The organism is Microbulbifer mixtoriginis (SeqCode) (assembly GCF_052466715.1).
In genome coordinates, this window is record NZ_CP174288.1 from 3842501 (window position 1) to 3858858 (window position 16358).

Sequence of the window (16358 nt, forward strand, 5' to 3'; positions counted from 1 at the left end):
GGAAAATCAATTGATTGGAGCCGCCCTCCACTGCCGTCTCAGGCAGCGAGGGCGCGAACTATACGGACTATTGTGCTTCTGCGCAAGTCTTTATTCAGCTGTTACGCAGCCCTCTTATTTTGAGGGGAGTATTGAGGCCGCATCCGACCTCCCGACGATCACATTTCCGTCTCAGTTCGCACTCCCGCATAACTACCTTAAGGTCGAAAGGTACAAATCCCAAAGAGAATCCTTAGAGACTAGTGCAGCTCCCTATCCTTCGCCTTATCACCAGCAGTTTCGCTACTTCGATTGGCGGGTTTTGGGTGTACTCTGCCCCATAGCCACAAAGCCGGACCCGAAAGTGTATAAAGAACAGCCAAAGTGAGGAGAACACCAGCGGGGTCGATGGTCACAAGGCTAAACACCAGGATTACTGCAAGCATCATCACAAAGGGTACTCGACCCTTGAAATCAAGTCCCTTGAAGCTTGTATAGTGGAAATTTGAGACCATTAAAAGCCCTGCCACGGCGGTTACCAATGCGGCGATCATTGCCATACCCGCGCCGACATCGAGATCGTGTCCAGCCCAAACCATGCTGGCAACAATTGCCGCAGCTGTTGGACTGGCAAGACCAATAAATACCCCTTTATCGACGGTATCTACCTGGGTATTAAATCGGGCCAAGCGCAGGGCGGCGCAAGCCGCATATAAAAACGCGATAGCCCAGCCAAATTTGCCCAAAGAATCCAGCCCCCAGCTAAAAGCTACCAGAGCTGGAGCAAGGCCGAAAGAAACCATGTCAGAGAGGGAATCATATTGCACGCCAAAGGCACTTTGAGTGTCGGTCAGACGTGCAACCCGCCCATCCAGGCCATCCAAAACCATAGCCACAAAAATTGCGATAGCGGCAGCCTCAAAGTTTCCGCTCATACCGGCAATAATTGCGTAGAAACCGCTAAAAAGGGCTCCGGTGGTGATTAGATTGGGCAAGAGATAGACACCGCGCGCGCGCACCTTTTTGCCATTCTCTGCAACCTCTTCCTCAATGTGCTCGTCGACGGGCAGACGAATTTCCTCATTCAGACCACTAATTGGGTCTTCGGGCTGCTTATCATCCCCTTGAACGCTCATAGACTCTCCGTTAATGCATTTTGCAGCCAGCGAGTGTACGCCATTGCCCTGTGTGGGCACAGGGCAAAAAAAAACGGCGGGGTATCCCGCCGTCTTTTTAGTTAAACAGTTCTCAACCGTTGCCTTCTGTCCGATCAATAATTTTATTCGCTTTGATCCAGGGCATCATGGCACGAAGCTTGGCACCCACCTGCTCAATTTGATGTTCTGCACCAATGCGGCGCTCAGCCTTTAAGCGCGGCTGTCCAGCGAGAGATTCCAACATAAAGTCCTTTGCGAATTTCCCGGTCTGAATATCCTTCAAAACGCGCTGCATTTCTGCTTTAGTCTCATCGGTAACAATCCGCGGCCCAGTGACATAATCACCGTACTCTGCAGTATTGGAAATAGAATAGCGCATGTCAGCAATACCGCCCTGATACATCAGATCGACAATCAACTTCAGCTCATGTAGGCACTCGAAATAGGCCATCTCAGGCGCGTAACCGGCCTCAACCAGAGTTTCGAAACCAGCGGTCACCAGGGCGGAAACCCCCCCGCACAATACAGCCTGCTCTCCAAAAAGATCTGTCTCAGTCTCCTCACGGAAATTAGTTTCAATAATTCCAGAACGGCCGCCACCATTTGCACTGGCGTAGGAAAGTGCCAGTTCTTTCGCATTGCCGGAAGCATTCTGATAAACCGCAATCAGAGTTGGCACACCGCCCCCTTCAAGATAAGTGGAGCGTACAGTATGCCCGGGACCTTTTGGCGCAATCATAATGACATCTATATCTGCCGGCGGCTCAATCAGTTCGAAATGCACATTGAACCCGTGAGCAAAGGCGAGTGCCGCACCAGATTTTAAATGGGGGGCCACTTGCTCTTTGTAAATATTGGCTTGGTACTCATCCGGTGCCAGAATCATTACCACATCAGCATCTTTGACCGCACTCTCTACCTCGGCAACACGCAGGCCGGCACTCTCCGCTTTGCTCCAGGAGCCAGAACCCTTGCGCAAACCGACAACAATATTTTCTACACCGGAATCCTTGAGGTTATTGGCGTGGGCATGCCCCTGAGAACCGTAACCGATAATCGCAACATTTTTCCCGCGAATTAAAGACAGTTCACAATCTTTATCGTAATAAACTTGCATGACTAAATTCCTATTTCCTGCTATCTAAACACTTAATACTTTTTCACCGCGGGCAATTCCAGAAACCCCGGAGCGCACGACTTCCATAATGGTGTGCTCTCCCAATGCCTGTAAAAATGCATCGAGTTTTTGACCGGTACCGGCAACCTGAACCGTGTACATACTGCTGGTAACATCCACTATCTGCCCACGAAAAATATCTACACTTCGTTTGACCTCATCGCGCTGGGCTCCATTGGCGCGCACCTTTACCAGCAATAATTCCCGCTCAATGTGAGAGCCTTCCGTAAGGTCAACCAGCTTCACCACATCAATTAATTTGTTGAGGTTTTTTGTTATCTGCTCGATCTTGTGATCATCACCTATGGTCACCATGGTGAGGCGTGACAAAGTGGCGTCTTCTGTAGGCGCCACAGTCAAGCTCTCAATGTTGTAGCCGCGCTGGGAAAACAATCCCACAACTCGGGATAGCGCTCCCGGCTCGTTCTCCATCAAAACCGAAATAATTCTCCGCATTTCCCTAACCCCTATGTCCGTTCGGTTTTGCTCAGCCACATATCACGCATGGAGCCACTCGGCATGACTTGCATCGGGTAGACATGCTCAGAGGGATCGACGTAGACATCGATAAACACCGTGCGATCTTTATGCGCAAAGGCCTCTTGCAGTTTTTCATGCAAGTCTTCTCTTCGCTCAATCTTCACACCCAGGTGGCCATAGGCTTCTGCAAGCTTGACGAAGTCCGGCAGAGACTCTTCGTAGACACTGTTGGAAAGGCGCCCTTCGTACTGCATTTCCTGCCACTGCTTCACCATGCCTAGTGCCTGGTTATTGAGACACAGAATCTTAACCGGCAGATGGTATTGAGTAGCGGTGGACAATTCCTGAATACACATCTGGATACTGCCCTCACCGGTCACACAGACAACTTCTTTATCTGGGTGGGCAATCTTCACTCCCAGGGCAGAAGGCAGACCAAAACCCATGGTGCCGAGCCCGCCGGAGTTAATCCAACGGCGCGGCTTGTCGAAATGGTAATACTGGGCGGCAAACATCTGGTGTTGTCCAACATCAGAGGTCACGAAGGCATCGCCCTCGGTGATATCGTAAACCGCACGAATGACCTCCTGCGGCATGATCAGGGCGCCGTCAGTTTTGTATCGCGGAACGGTATAGAGGCCGTGACGTTCACGCCAGTCGTCTATCTGACGCCACCAGTCAACGATTGCTGACTGGTCCGGCTGTTCCTCACTGGATTTAAAGGCTTCCAGCATATCAGCCAGTACTGACTGCACAGTACCAACGATGGGAATATCGGCGACGATGGTTTTGGAAATAGAAGCCGGGTCCACATCAATATGAATAATCTTGGCTCCCGGACAAAATTTGCTGGGAGTATTGGTAACGCGGTCATCGAAACGCGCTCCCACCGCCAGAATGACATCTGCATGATGCATAGCGGTATTAGCCTCGAAGGTGCCATGCATGCCGAGCATACCGAGAAAACTTTTATCGCTACCGGGAAAAGCGCCGAGTCCCATCAAGGTATTGGTCACGGGATAATTCAAATGGCGAGCCAACTCAGTGAGCAGTTCGGAGCCATCCCCTTGAACCACACCACCGCCAGCGTAAATTACCGGTCGCCGCGCCGATAGCAACAACGCCACCGCCTTGCGAATTTGTCCACTGTGGCCCTTGCCCGCCGGAGTATAGGAGCGCATGCGCAGCTTATCCGGGTAGCGGTAGGGAAAGCGCTCGGCGGGGTTGGTTACATCCTTGGGTACATCAATCACCACAGGGCCAGGGCGGCCAGTCGTGGCTATATAGAAAGCTTTCTTAACGATCTCGGGAATATCCTCGGCGTTCTTCACCAGGAAACTGTGCTTTACGATTGGCCGCGAGCACCCAACCATATCGGTTTCCTGAAAGGCATCTTCACCGATCTTATCGCTGGGCACCTGACCCGAAATCACCACCATAGGAATCGAATCCATATAGGCGGTAGCAATTCCGGTAATCGCATTCGTGGCCCCTGGACCCGAGGTCACAAGTACAACACCCGCCTTGCCTGTTGAGCGGGCATAGCCGTCTGCAGCGTGAGTAGCACCCTGTTCATGCCGCACCAAAATGTGTTTGATGGACTTCTGCCTAAAGATGGCGTCATAGATATGCAGTGCCGAACCGCCCGGGTAGCCAAAAATCAGATCTACCCCTTCATCCTGCAGCGCGCGAACCAACATATCGCCGCCGGAAAGTAATTCCACTTGAGTCTCCTCAATTCACCTAGTTGGTAGGATAGCCATCACCAAAGAACCGCTAACCGAACGAACAACAAGAATGTTGAACGGCAATTGTAAAGGAAAATGATGACAGATATCAGCCTGTTGCGTGTTTACATGCCGATTTTTAGGATGAGATCATCGCGCGCAGTAAAACACCCAGCCTGAAACCGACACGGCGGTGTCCGAATTGCAGGCTAGCAGGCCTCCAGGGGTAGGGAGAGCCTCTCGGCGGAATTGCGGCGGAGGGGTGGTCCACCTGTGCTAGTGTCCTGGCCGCGGGTGTGCGGAGACGACTACTCGCCGAGGAAACAGTCGATTTTGCCAATCCAACATTGACTGTCAATAGACATGACTGAAAGTGTTAAGAGAGTTACAGGAAAGTCCACCGTTACCGGTACAATATGTCGGGTGAGGAAAGATACAACGATAAGGGGTAATCCAATGCGCGTCGCACTCGCAATGCTATTCTCCGGCCTGGCACTGGCCGCTCAAGCCAACGGCATCTACAAGTGGGTGGATGAGAACGGCGTGGTGCACTTTGGGGAGCAGCCACCCAGTAGCACTAAAGTTGAAGTTATAAAGAAGCCGAAGTCGGAGCGCTACAAACAATGGGAAGCGGAACAACAGGCTGCGATAGCTGCAGAAAAAGCCAACCAAGTGGCTGCCAAGCCCACTCCCGAGAGAAAAAATACCACAAAACAAGAAGTCCAGAGCCCCTCAAAAGTGGATGAGCAAGTAGCCCGCGCCCAGGCAGCTGCACGCGCACAACGCTGTGAGTCCTCCCAGAAAAACCTGAAAGCCCTGACTACCCACGCTCGGGTACGTGAAATCGACGAACAGGGCAATCACCGTATGCTGGGAGAAGATGAACGCCAGGAACGCATTACCAAGGAAAAACAGAGTATTCGCGATAACTGCTAAGCCCTAGCTTTTAAAGCTCTTTATAGGGCGTTTCGTTAAACTGCTCCAGGCTGTAACGCTCGGTGTAATAGCCGGGTTCAAACAGCCTATCTGCCCTGGGCACCGTCACCCGCGCAATACTCAGCTGCTTAACCAGATAGGGGCCATCCTGATCGGCATCGCGGATCATCAGACCGTAAAATTCGAAGGGGATCCAGTGGCGCCCTGGAGAAAGCTCAACCGCATATTGGGTGCTGCCAATGGGCGTCTGCTCATCGTTGTAGAGGGAACCACGGAAGTAAAAACGGCCCTGTTGCAATATTTCCACTTCGGCTTCCACTAGTAAATTACCCTCACCGGTAAGCGAGTCCCGCAAGTTGCCGGTATAGCTGCCCGTATCCTCTGACAGTGTAAATGCCGCTGCATCGCGCAGGCCATCGATATCCGTATCCACGATGATCTTATAAATACCCGTTGGCAGCGACTGTCCTTGGTAAGCTCCCGCCTCTATCTCCGCCTCGTAAACCAAGTCCCCGTTGCCATCTTCAAAGGTCAGTGAACCCAGCACATGTTGGTCATCCAACACCATCAGGGCGGTCAGGTCCGCTGGTACCTTGACACCATCGCTATCGGTCTGAAAGGCGAAGACACGCACGGTATCACCATACAGATAGAACTTCTGATCAGTCCACAGGGTCAAGGTGTCTCCATTGTCACTGTAGGTAGTGCGCTGGTCTGGGGCATGGGTCTGGGAAATCGGATCCTGCGAAGCGCTCTTGATCGCGCGATTTTCCGGTGGATAGCGGTGAAATTTTGCCAGATCAGAGAGCAGTGACTGGTGCAACTCGGTCTTGACCGGCCGCGCCTGGATCTCCTGCCAAACCTGAACAGATTTATCCTCGACCGGTTTCTCTTCAACCAGCGCTACCTCTTGAAGCTCGGCCCTCTGTGGCTGTGGGGCATGGAGCCCGCCAGCTTCCGCCTTGGCAACAACCGCTGTGGATACTTCCCCACCCTCACCAGTGAACCAATAAGCCACGGCTGCGGCGATAAAGACAATGGATCCCAGGATGGCTAAGCGCCCCTTGAGGCGATTGTTGCTGACGGACATGGGCTAGCTCCCGCAAAAATTACTGAGTACAGGCGGCAATTCGGCCGGCGCTGTTTTTACCAACCCCACAATTCAAACCATCGGGAATGCCATCGTAATCCGGAGACAAAATACCGCCATTGCGCTGAGCATCGTGATCGGTATAAATGCTGGCCAGATTGTAGGAGCGAGCCGTACCCTTATTGTCGTTGTCACAGGAGAAAGTGGCACTACCGTAGGCAATACCCATGAAGGTGTCGTACTGCTTGAGGTTTGACCAGAGGCTTCGTTTGCCGGAACCAGAGCAGTTCATCTGGGAAGCGAGATTAATATAACCATCATCTTCACCATTCAACAGTGCCGAGGAAACGCTTTCTGCACCGGGAAAGCCCGCGTAGCCGCCAATGGTGTAGACAGGCGCACCCAGATTAGTGCCCACGTAATTACGCACGGTATAAATATCGTTGGTCTGCATATAGCGCACCGCGGCACACTCCCTACCAAAGAAGAGGTCATTGATCACCTCGTCATACCAAGTGCCATTACAGATACGATCCACGCCCTCGGTACCGGTGATTGCTCCACCAGTGGTGAAGATCGCAGCCACTCCGCTAATCGCACTATCAAAATCCACAGTAACCGCGTTGGCATCACTCAGGCTGGCAACCTGCACTTCCTCAGAAACGGTTTTACAGCTCTTGCTGCCCCACCAAGTTGTCGAGCACTTTTTAACATCCTGTACTTCAGTATCTGTGTCGTACTGATTGTAAGCACGGTTGTAGTAAGGTGATCCTTCAACAGCGTTACCAGCGATATACATCATCTGCGCAGCGCCCTGGCTGTGGGAAATAATCCAGAAGGTATCATCGGCAGAACACTGGTTTTCGTGTTCGAACCTGTCTCCGGCTCCACTGCGAATCTGAATAATTTGCCGTGCAATTTCACCGGAGGTTTTATCGTGCCAGTAGGGCAGCTCACCCTTATCGGTAGAGTTGTACCCCACTACTCCGTAATTACCGCCGCTGACTAGCAGCTGGTCGATAAAACTGCTGTTTTTATATTCATCGAAATAAGTTTCGCTCCAATAGTCCAGTGCCGGCTGCACTAAACTCCCATCGCTCGCTGTACTGGTTGTGTGCCCCTCGACTCCATGTCCATGGACCAGGATGTAGCAGTTCTCCGCTACCGCTGCAGAAGTGCCTACCATCGCAGCAAAAAAAACAGACAGGCCTGCGCCCAGTCGTTTAGACAGTGTCATGGTTATTGACCTTTATAATTTTATAAGTGGATATTTACTGACCGCAGAGTCTCGAGGTATCCGTTTCGCAACACACTGCAGACCCCTGCAACTTATCTGCTGAGGTGGGTGCCGCAATAGGATTTATGGCGCCACAGGATGATCAAGTGCGCCACATGAGGCGACCGGTTCGTCATAATTCACATTATTGTTTTCTTAGATTGATACGCCTTTGCTATGATCGAATTAACGCCACCCGGACGGCAAAGAGTCATGAGAGACCAGAATAAAAATATGTCCGGCCATGCCGGCGTGCCTAAAATATTTGCACCCTATTTCGTTACAGCTGCTGCGCGGCTGGGTATTCCTATTGGTACTCTAATTGAGCGGCTGCCTTTCGCATTTAGCTGGAATCCCCGCGAGAACGAGCGACTGAGTTACAGCGAGTTCAATGCACTGATTGAAAATCTGGTAGCACTTTCCCCAGTTTCTTCGCCGGGACTCAGTTTCAGTCGCTTTCCTATTATCTTGTGGCTGGAAGAAACCATTATCGAGGCGCAACCCTCTCTGCGGCGGCCACGGGAAATACTGCGCCCTGCGGAAATTGTTTTATCGCAAACCCTTGCGCCGCTACTAAGATTCGAAACAAGACAAGAAAAAGAATTTGAAGTCCTCACCCTGCAATGGCGCTTAGAATTATTTAGCGAACCGGTAAATCATTTCTTTGCCGAAATGTTAATGGCCCGAATCGCAGAATTATTGCGTACGCTGAATCCCCAGTTTACTGAGGTATGCGGTGTTAAGTTGCGCAGGCCAAAACCTGAGGATGATTCTATTTATGCCCGTATATTCCAAAGCCCAGTAGAATTTGACTGTGATACCAACGCCATTATTCTTGGCTCTGAAACACTGGATTTTCCTATCCCCAGCTACCACAAGTTACTGCGTAGCCAGAGCCGCAATGTTTTAAAAACTGTTTTACACAATACGCTATCGAGTTACAACTTAGCCGCGAGCCTGCGCTCATGGCTGGAAAAACACATTCTCCGCGAGGAAGTCACCATTAAACAGGCCGCCGCTCACTTTCGCACCAGCGGCCGCACCCTGCAAAGGAGATTGAAAGAACAGGGGGTTACTTTTCAGGAGCTAAAAGACAGTGTCACCCTGGCCCTGACCAAACGTCTACTGCTGTCCTCCAGTGAATCTGTCGAGAGTATCGCAATAAAGCTGCACTTTGCCGAGCGCGCGGTATTTACCCGCTTCTTTAAAAAACACGAGGGGGTTACTCCCAGTGAGTTCCGCCGTAGTAACACCACAAGAGGTATCCTCGACGCTTAAAAGAATCATGCACGAGGCCATTAATTGGCCTGCACTTGTGCCCTTATCTTTTCGTAATCCCGCCCCAAATAAAGATACATGGCAGGCACCACAAAAAGGGTAAACAATGTGCCAATCGTCATACCCGAGGCGACGACCAGCCCCATGGCAAAACGGGCCCCACCACCGGGCCCTGAAGCAATCAGCAGTGGCACCATTGCCAGCACCAGTGATGCCGTTGTCATCAATACCGGCCGCAGACGAATAGAAGTAGCCTCCTCTATAGCGGTACGCTTATCCACTCCCCCCATTTGTAATTTATTGGCAAACTCCACAATTAGAATTCCATGCTTGGAGATAACGCCGATTAGAGTCACCAGTCCCACCTGGGTGTAGATATTAAGTGTGGTTAGACCCAAGCTTACAAAGATCATAGCGCCGCACACACTCATTGGGACAGTCACTAACATAATGAGAGGGTCGCGCCAGGACTCAAACTGGGCCGCCAGCACCAGATAAATTACTATCAGTGCGAAGAAAAAAGTTATGACTAATTCAGAACCTTCCGTTTTGAATTGACGGGATTGACCGGAGTAGTCCACAGAATACTCGGCTGGCAGTATTTGCCTCGCCGCATTTTCCAAAACGTCCAACGCTTCACCTAGGGTGACACCCGGGCGCGGCACTCCGGATATCGTAACCGCATTAAGTTGCTGGAAGCGTTTTAATTGCTGTGGTTCAACGATTTGGCGTAGATTAATCAGAGTATTAATAGGAACCAGGTCCCCGTTAATCGCCCGGATATAATATTGCTTCAACTGGGCAGGAGTCAGGCGATCAACTCGCTCGACCTGGGGGATCACCTTATAACTACGATTATCGAGTGAAAAGCGATTAACATAAGCACCGGAAAGCATTGCCCCCAGGTCACGACTGAGGTTCACCATATCCACCCCCATAGTCGCAGCCTTCTCTCGGTCTATTTCAATAACGACCTTAGGCTTATCAATTTTCAGATCGGAGTCCAGAAAAATGAACTTCCTGCTTTGCAAGGCCTTTGCCATGATTTCACTGGCAACATCGGCGAGGTTCTCCACTGGTTCTGTTGCCCCGATAACAAATTCCACCGGCAGTTGACCACCTGCAGTGGGCAAACTCGGCGGCACAACCACAGCCACTTTAAGACCAGCGATGTTGCGCACATCCTCACTGATTAGTTCCTGCATTTGTGCGGTGTCACGTTTGCGCTTTTCCCAGGGCCCTAATACAAAACCCGCCGTAGCATTATTGACACCACTGCTAAAAGTACCGGCGCCATTGAGCAGGAAAATATTTTCCACCTCAGTATAGAGATCAGCAACATCCACCAACTCCCCTGTATATTGCTCAACATAATCCAGTGTGGCATAAGCATCTGCTGTGGATATAGTGAGGACCAAACCCCGATCTTCTGTAGGCTCCAGCTCCTGCGGTGAAGTAATAAAAAGAAAATAACAGCTCACCAAAACAATCAAACCGAAAAGCAAAATAACGCTGCGTTCCTCTAATGCGTTGTGCAAGCGTTTTTCAAAACCCTTCTGTAAATTCGCAAAGCGCCGCTCCAACCAGGCCTCCAAGCGTGTCCCCCCACCGTCACGCGGCTTCAGTATCCTAGAAGCCATCATTGGTGAAAGTGTTAGCGCAACCACACCCGATAGCAGCACGGCACCGGCGAGAGAAAACGCAAACTCGATAAACAGGGTTCCGGTAAGGCCACCGAGAAAGCCAATAGGAATATACACGGCGATCAAAGTGGTAGTCATGGCTACTACTGGCCATGCTAGTTCTCGAGCCCCTACAATGGCTGCTTCGCGAGGCGTGAGCCCCTCTTCAATATGGCGGTGCACATTTTCCAAAACGATAATCGCATCATCCACGACTATGCCAATAGCCAGCACCATACTTAACAGAGTTAGCAAGTTGATGGAAAAGCCCATCAACAGCATCAGAAACATTGCACCCACTAGGGAAAGAGGAAGCGCGATGGCAGGAATCAAAACACTGCGCAAAGACCCCAGAAACAGGTAGATAACCACGATAACGATGATCACTGCCTCGACAATGGTACGCACCACCTCAGAAATAGAGTCCTGAATATACTCAGTACTGTCATAGGGAATTTCTCCCTGCATCCCCTCCGGTAGCTGGGGAAAAATTTCACTCTCCAGCTTTTCCCGTACATGCTTGATAACATCCAAGGAGTTTGCATTGGGGGCGACTTCAATAGCAATAAAAGTTGCAGACTGCCCGTTAAATGTCACCGAGCTATCGTAAGTCTCCGCTCCCAACTCAATATCCGCTACATCTCTAAGTCTTACCAATTGATCGCCGCTCGCACGCACCACCAGATTTTGAAAATCCACTTGGCGGGAAATATCCGTGTCTGCACGTATTTCTATTGCTACTCTAGAGCCCTTGGTAGCCCCCGCTGCAGAAAGGATATTGTTATTCCGCAGGGCATTGGCTACGTCTTCAGGTGTCACCTCCAACGCAGCCATTTCTTTAGGCTTCAACCAGGCACGCATAGCAAAAGTACTGTCCCCAAGCAAACGTGCACGCTGTACCCCGGCTATAGTGGCCAGCTTGGGCTGCACAACCCGAACTAAGTAATCGGTAATTTGATTGTTAGCGAGGATCTCCGAGGAAAAAGAAAGGTACATGGCAGCGGTTGTTTCCCCCTGCTGCATCTCCACACTGGAATCCTCAGACTCTTCGGGCAAGTCGCTGCGCAATTTATTTACCTTGGCAACAATTTGAGTCAGCACCTCGTTGGGGTCGTAATCAAATCGCACATAGGCATTGATGGTCGAGAGCCCCTGTACGCTGGTAGATACCATGTAATCTATGCCATCTGCCGTTGCAATCTCCTGTTCAAGCGGCGTGGTAATAAATCCCTGTACAAGATCGGAGTCTGCTCCCACATAGACAGTAGTGACTGTAATAACTGCATTCTCCAGTTCCGGATACTGGCGAATATTTAATTCAGTTATTGAGCGCAAGCCCAGTAGAAAAATAAATAAACTGACTACTGAAGCTAATACCGGTTTACGAATAAATATCTCTGTAAAATTCACCGCAACACCCAGTAGAAATTAACTGTTTTCAGGAGTGGGAGATGGGTCCTCTGGCGGCTTGTTCTCATTGTTGATTACCGCAGCCTCACCGTTGCGCAATTTGAGCAAGCCGCTGCTAGCCACCTCATCGCCCTGTAGCAATCCTTCTACAATTTCCACCAGATCACCGCGCTCCTCCCCGGTTTTAACAAAACGCTTGTTTGCGGTGACACTGTTATCAGAGGCATCCGTTTCCAACACAAAGACCGATACGCCATAGGGAGCAAACAACAGGGCCGTTCGGGGGACCGAAAGTACTCGACGGCTGGCTTCAATTTTTACAGAAACCTGGGCAAACATACCTGGACGCAGGTGCTTCTTGGGGTTTTCGAGCGTAGCCTGTATCAGGAAATTGCGGCTGGCCCTATCTACTCTGGGGTCTACCGCGGTAATTCTCCCCAGATAGGTTTTACCGGGAAAAGCATCGGTAGTCAGGCTGATTGGCATCCCCTCCTTAACCAGAGAGTATTTCTGCTCTGGCAGGGAAAAGTCGACAAAGATAGGCGTGAGCTGTTGAAGAGTGACTACCGCGTCCCCCGGGCTGACATTCTGCCCAAGATCAATACGGCGTATTCCTAGAACACCATTAAAAGGCGCCAGCACTCTACGCTGATCCACCCTGGCGCGCTGTACCTCGATATTGGCCACTACCTGATCCAAGGTGCTACGTGCACTATCGAGCTCTGCTTCGGTGGTCACACCACGCGCGGTAAGCGTTTTAATTCTTGCATAATTGCGCCTTGCCAAACGCAGCTCAGCATCCAGAACCTGCAGCTGTGCTTTCTCCGGCTCGGCGAATATTTCCACGAGAAGGTCGCCTTTGTGTACATACTGGCCGGACTTGAAGTGGATAGCACTAACCACACCCTCGGCCTCTGTCGTAACCTCAACACCATTAACGGCACGGACTGTACCAACCCCGCTTAAATCCTCTGGCCAATTTTGCACCTGCGCCTTCGCCGAGGTCACTGTAGGAGCCGGCAAACGCATATTGTCCAGAAATTGGTTCACCATGCGCTGGGCAATAAATTTATACGCAAAAATACCGCCAAAAAGTACCAGGCACCCGAGCAGCATTAGCACCATGCGTTTACTGATAATTTACCCCCGATCATTCACAACAATGCCGCGGATCAACAAGACGGGAAGTCTGACTCTGGGAGCCACCAACTGAACAGACCACCAGATTTAGTTTATAAAGAAAATCCCGTGCGTATTGTTAGACTCTCATTGGATTAGCCTGAAATGATATTTGAACGCCATGGAAGGGACGGAAGTGACGATAATGGTGGAAAGATAGGTACCTGCACCCAATTTTTGAGCGAGATAAAGAAGGAGGAAGAAAACGAAATATTCTACTCTAAGAGTCGATGAAACAGATGTATAACTACCTGTTTCATCGACAGACAAACGAATAATACCGACTAGCGGAATACCGCCCGATCACCTTCGACATCCGCGTGGATAGTGGTGCCGGGAGTAAATTTACCTGCGAGCACATCTTGCGCCAGTGGGTTTTCCAGCCAGATTTGTATCGCCCTTTTCAGTGGCCGCGCGCCATAGACCGGATCAAAGCCCACCTCAGCAAGCTTATTCAACAGGCCCTCGGAAACCTCCAGCTTCAGATCACGCTCGCTCAGACGGCGGCACAATTGTCGCAACTGAATTTCCGCAATGGAGCGCACTTCCGCCTTATCCAGCGGGTGGAATACCACTACCTCATCAATACGGTTAATAAATTCTGGGCGGAAGTGATTGCCCACCACTTCCATCACCGCATTTTTCATCTGTCGATAACGAATTTCGGCATCCAAGTCATCTCCACTCTCGGCGCTGGCAAACTTTTGGATCAGGTCCGACCCCAAGTTGGAAGTCATCACTACAACAGTATTGCGAAAGTCCACGGTGCGACCCTGGCCATCGGTCAAGCGACCATCATCCAGCACCTGCAGCAGGATATTGAATACATCCGGATGTGCCTTTTCCACTTCATCGAGCAACACCACTGAGTAGGGTTTACGGCGCACCGCCTCAGTCAGGTAGCCGCCCTCCTCGTAACCCACATACCCCGGAGGTGCGCCTATCAGGCGGGCCACTGAGTGCTTTTCCATAAATTCCGACATATCGATGCGCACCATGGCATCTTCGGTGTCGAAGAGAAATTGTGCCAGCGCCTTACAGAGCTCAGTTTTACCAACTCCGGTGGGGCCCAGAAAAAGGAAAGAGCCGTTGGGGCGATTAGGATCGGCGAGACCCGCGCGGGAGCGCCGCACCGCATTGGCGACAGCTTCCACCGCTTCACCCTGGCCTATAACACGTTTGTGAAGCTCGTCTTCCATACGCAGCAATTTTTCCCGCTCGCCCTCCAGCATTTTGGAAACCGGGATACCTGTCCAGCGAGAAACAACTTCGGCCACTTCTTCATCGGTCACCCGATTACGCAACAGGCGCGGCTCTTCACTAGCCTCATGGGTTGCAGCAGACTTCAACTGCTGTTCCAGCTGTGGGATAACACCGTACTGCAGCTCCGACATTCGGGTTAAGTCACCGGCGCGGCGCGCCGATTCCATATCCAACTTGGCCTGTTCCAGTTTCTCTTTCAGGTCGTGGCTACCCGCAAGCTGGGATTTCTCCGCTTTCCAAACTTCCTCGAGATCGGAGTATTCCTTTTCCAGCTGGTGAATTTCCTCCTCCAACTTGGCTAAGCGCTTCTGTGTGGCCTCGTCATCTTTATCTTTTTTGACTGCCTCGCGTTCGATTTTAAGTTGGATTAAACGGCGCTCCAGTTTATCCATCGATTCCGGCTTGGAATCTATTTCCATGCGGATACGACTAGCCGCTTCATCGATCAGGTCTATGGCTTTGTCCGGCAGCTGACGATCGGTAATATAACGCTGGGACAATTTGGTGGCAGCAATGATGGCCGAGTCGGTGATATCCACGCCGTGGTGCACTTCGTAGCGTTCTTTTAATCCCCGCAATATGGCAATGGTATCTTCCTCGGTGGGCTCATCCACCAGTACCTTTTGGAAGCGACGTTCAAGGGCCGCATCTTTCTCGATGTACTGGCGATATTCATCCAGGGTTGTGGCGCCAACACAGTGCAACTCACCGCGCGCTAGAGCCGGTTTAAGCATATTACCGGCATCCATAGCACCCTCAGCTTTGCCCGCCCCCACCATGGTGTGCAGCTCATCAATAAACAGAATGATCCGCCCTTCCTGCTTGGAGAGCTCATTGAGAACAGCTTTTAAGCGCTCTTCAAATTCTCCACGGAACTTGGCGCCGGCTAGCAGAGCGCCCAAGTCCAATGACAACAGACGCTTGTCTTTGAGGCCCTCGGGAACCTCACCGTTCACAATTCTCTGAGCGAGCCCCTCGACAATCGCGGTTTTTCCCACACCGGGTTCACCGATCAGTACCGGGTTGTTTTTAGTGCGGCGCTGCAATACCTGTATCGTACGACGAATTTCATCGTCGCGACCAATCACCGGATCCAGCTTGCCGGCTATCGCGCGTTCGGTCAGATCCAAGGTGTACTTATCCAATGCCTGACGTGCCTCTTCCGCATTGGGATCGTCAATTTTTTCATCACCACGCACTTTTTGTATCGCTGCCTCTAATTGTTTTAAGTCGCCATTCGCATTGAGTATTTTGGCAATTTCCCCTGCAGCAGAATCAAACGCAGCGAGTAAAACTGTCTCACTGGAAATAAAACTATCACCATTTTTTTGCGCTTTTTTATCCGTGAGGTTCATCAGGCGCATCAGCTCCTGCGACATACCCACGTCCCCAGTGGGGGAACTGATAGTTGGCAGGTTATCAAGCCTTTTTGCCAGGTCATTGCGCAGACCATTTAGATTAAATCCGGCCTGCGACAAAAATGCAGGCACGCTGCCGTTATTTTGGTTGAGCAGCGCAAGCAATAGGTGCTCTGGATAAATTTGGTTGTGATCTCTGCCAACGGCCAGAGATTGTGCATCGGCAAAAGCTGCCTGCAGCGGGTTTGTCATTCTGTCTATACGCATGAATGCAACCTCTCCTACTCGGGGATTTTGTGTAGTACTGGGTCGATAGCAGCCAAGCGGCGCCACGCTTCAGTGTAGTGTTGGGAAATAAAATAGGGG

The 16358-nt window shown here is 51.1% G+C and carries 11 protein-coding genes; 2 read left to right on the plus strand and 9 right to left on the minus strand.

What is annotated here, in order from left to right:
* Positions 1-239 precede the first annotated feature (239 nt).
* The 4 genes from pssA to ACJJH9_RS17135 form a co-directional block, all read right to left on the minus strand.
* On the minus strand, positions 240-1115 hold the full coding sequence (pssA, locus tag ACJJH9_RS17120) for a CDP-diacylglycerol--serine O-phosphatidyltransferase (protein ID WP_444903789.1): 876 nt from the start codon (positions 1113-1115) through the stop codon (positions 240-242).
* 112 nt (positions 1116-1227) lie between these two features.
* A complete protein-coding gene (ilvC, locus tag ACJJH9_RS17125) occupies positions 1228-2253 on the minus strand; it encodes a ketol-acid reductoisomerase (RefSeq protein ID WP_444891386.1) in 1026 nt (341 codons plus the stop codon).
* Between the two features lie 24 nt (positions 2254-2277).
* Complete coding sequence (ilvN, locus tag ACJJH9_RS17130) at positions 2278-2769, minus strand: acetolactate synthase small subunit (RefSeq protein WP_252084471.1); 492 nt, start codon at positions 2767-2769, stop codon at positions 2278-2280.
* Positions 2770-2780: 11 nt separating this feature from the next.
* The gene (locus ACJJH9_RS17135) at positions 2781-4517 is read right to left on the minus strand and encodes an acetolactate synthase 3 large subunit (RefSeq protein WP_444923487.1); all 1737 of its coding nucleotides are present in this window, start codon (positions 4515-4517) and stop codon (positions 2781-2783) included.
* 459 nt (positions 4518-4976) lie between these two features.
* Between ACJJH9_RS17135 and ACJJH9_RS17140 the strand changes: the two genes are divergently transcribed.
* Complete coding sequence (locus tag ACJJH9_RS17140; protein WP_444899114.1) at positions 4977-5456, plus strand: DUF4124 domain-containing protein; 480 nt, start codon at positions 4977-4979, stop codon at positions 5454-5456.
* A gap of 10 nt (positions 5457-5466) precedes the next feature.
* Here the strand turns inward: ACJJH9_RS17140 and ACJJH9_RS17145 are convergent, their stop codons facing one another.
* On the minus strand, positions 5467-6546 hold the full coding sequence (locus ACJJH9_RS17145; RefSeq protein WP_444923488.1) for a hypothetical protein: 1080 nt from the start codon (positions 6544-6546) through the stop codon (positions 5467-5469).
* A gap of 19 nt (positions 6547-6565) precedes the next feature.
* Positions 6566-7783 carry a hypothetical protein gene (locus tag ACJJH9_RS17150; RefSeq protein ID WP_444923489.1) on the minus strand — a complete coding sequence of 406 codons (1218 nt, stop codon included), beginning with the start codon at positions 7781-7783 and terminating at the stop codon, positions 6566-6568.
* A 252-nt stretch (positions 7784-8035) separates the two neighbouring features.
* Here ACJJH9_RS17150 and ACJJH9_RS17155 point away from each other — a divergent pair, with 252 nt between their 5' ends.
* Positions 8036-9100 carry an AraC family transcriptional regulator gene (locus tag ACJJH9_RS17155; RefSeq protein ID WP_252084466.1) on the plus strand — a complete coding sequence of 355 codons (1065 nt, stop codon included), beginning with the start codon at positions 8036-8038 and terminating at the stop codon, positions 9098-9100.
* 20 nt (positions 9101-9120) lie between these two features.
* Here ACJJH9_RS17155 and ACJJH9_RS17160 read toward each other — a convergent pair whose 3' ends face one another.
* From ACJJH9_RS17160 to clpB, 3 genes are all read right to left on the minus strand, one after another.
* Positions 9121-12192: an efflux RND transporter permease subunit gene (locus ACJJH9_RS17160; RefSeq protein ID WP_444923490.1), complete on the minus strand. Its 3072-nt coding sequence runs from the start codon at positions 12190-12192 to the stop codon at positions 9121-9123.
* Positions 12193-12210: 18 nt separating this feature from the next.
* On the minus strand, positions 12211-13308 hold the full coding sequence (locus ACJJH9_RS17165; RefSeq protein ID WP_444887986.1) for an efflux RND transporter periplasmic adaptor subunit: 1098 nt from the start codon (positions 13306-13308) through the stop codon (positions 12211-12213).
* A gap of 347 nt (positions 13309-13655) precedes the next feature.
* Positions 13656-16259 (minus strand): ATP-dependent chaperone ClpB, encoded by a 2604-nt coding sequence (gene clpB, locus ACJJH9_RS17170; RefSeq protein ID WP_252084463.1) that lies wholly within the window; start codon positions 16257-16259, stop codon positions 13656-13658.
* Positions 16260-16358: the final 99 nt, after the last annotated feature.

Bases quoted from the DNA above. Each gene is read 5' to 3' on its own strand.
- pssA (WP_444903789.1), bottom strand. From the start codon at position 1,115: ATGAGCGTTCAAGGGGATGATAAGCAGCCCGAAGACCCAATTAGTGGT.
- ilvC (WP_444891386.1), bottom strand. From the start codon at position 2,253: ATGCAAGTTTATTACGATAAAGATTGTGAACTGTCTTTAATTCGCGGG.
- ilvN (WP_252084471.1), bottom strand. From the start codon at position 2,769: ATGCGGAGAATTATTTCGGTTTTGATGGAGAACGAGCCGGGAGCGCTA.
- ACJJH9_RS17140 (WP_444899114.1), top strand. From the start codon at position 4,977: ATGCGCGTCGCACTCGCAATGCTATTCTCCGGCCTGGCACTGGCCGCT.
- ACJJH9_RS17145 (WP_444923488.1), bottom strand. From the start codon at position 6,546: ATGTCCGTCAGCAACAATCGCCTCAAGGGGCGCTTAGCCATCCTGGGA.
- ACJJH9_RS17150 (WP_444923489.1), bottom strand. From the start codon at position 7,783: ATGACACTGTCTAAACGACTGGGCGCAGGCCTGTCTGTTTTTTTTGCT.
- ACJJH9_RS17155 (WP_252084466.1), top strand. From the start codon at position 8,036: ATGAGAGACCAGAATAAAAATATGTCCGGCCATGCCGGCGTGCCTAAA.
- ACJJH9_RS17165 (WP_444887986.1), bottom strand. From the start codon at position 13,308: ATGCTGCTCGGGTGCCTGGTACTTTTTGGCGGTATTTTTGCGTATAAA.
- clpB (WP_252084463.1), bottom strand. From the start codon at position 16,259: ATGCGTATAGACAGAATGACAAACCCGCTGCAGGCAGCTTTTGCCGAT.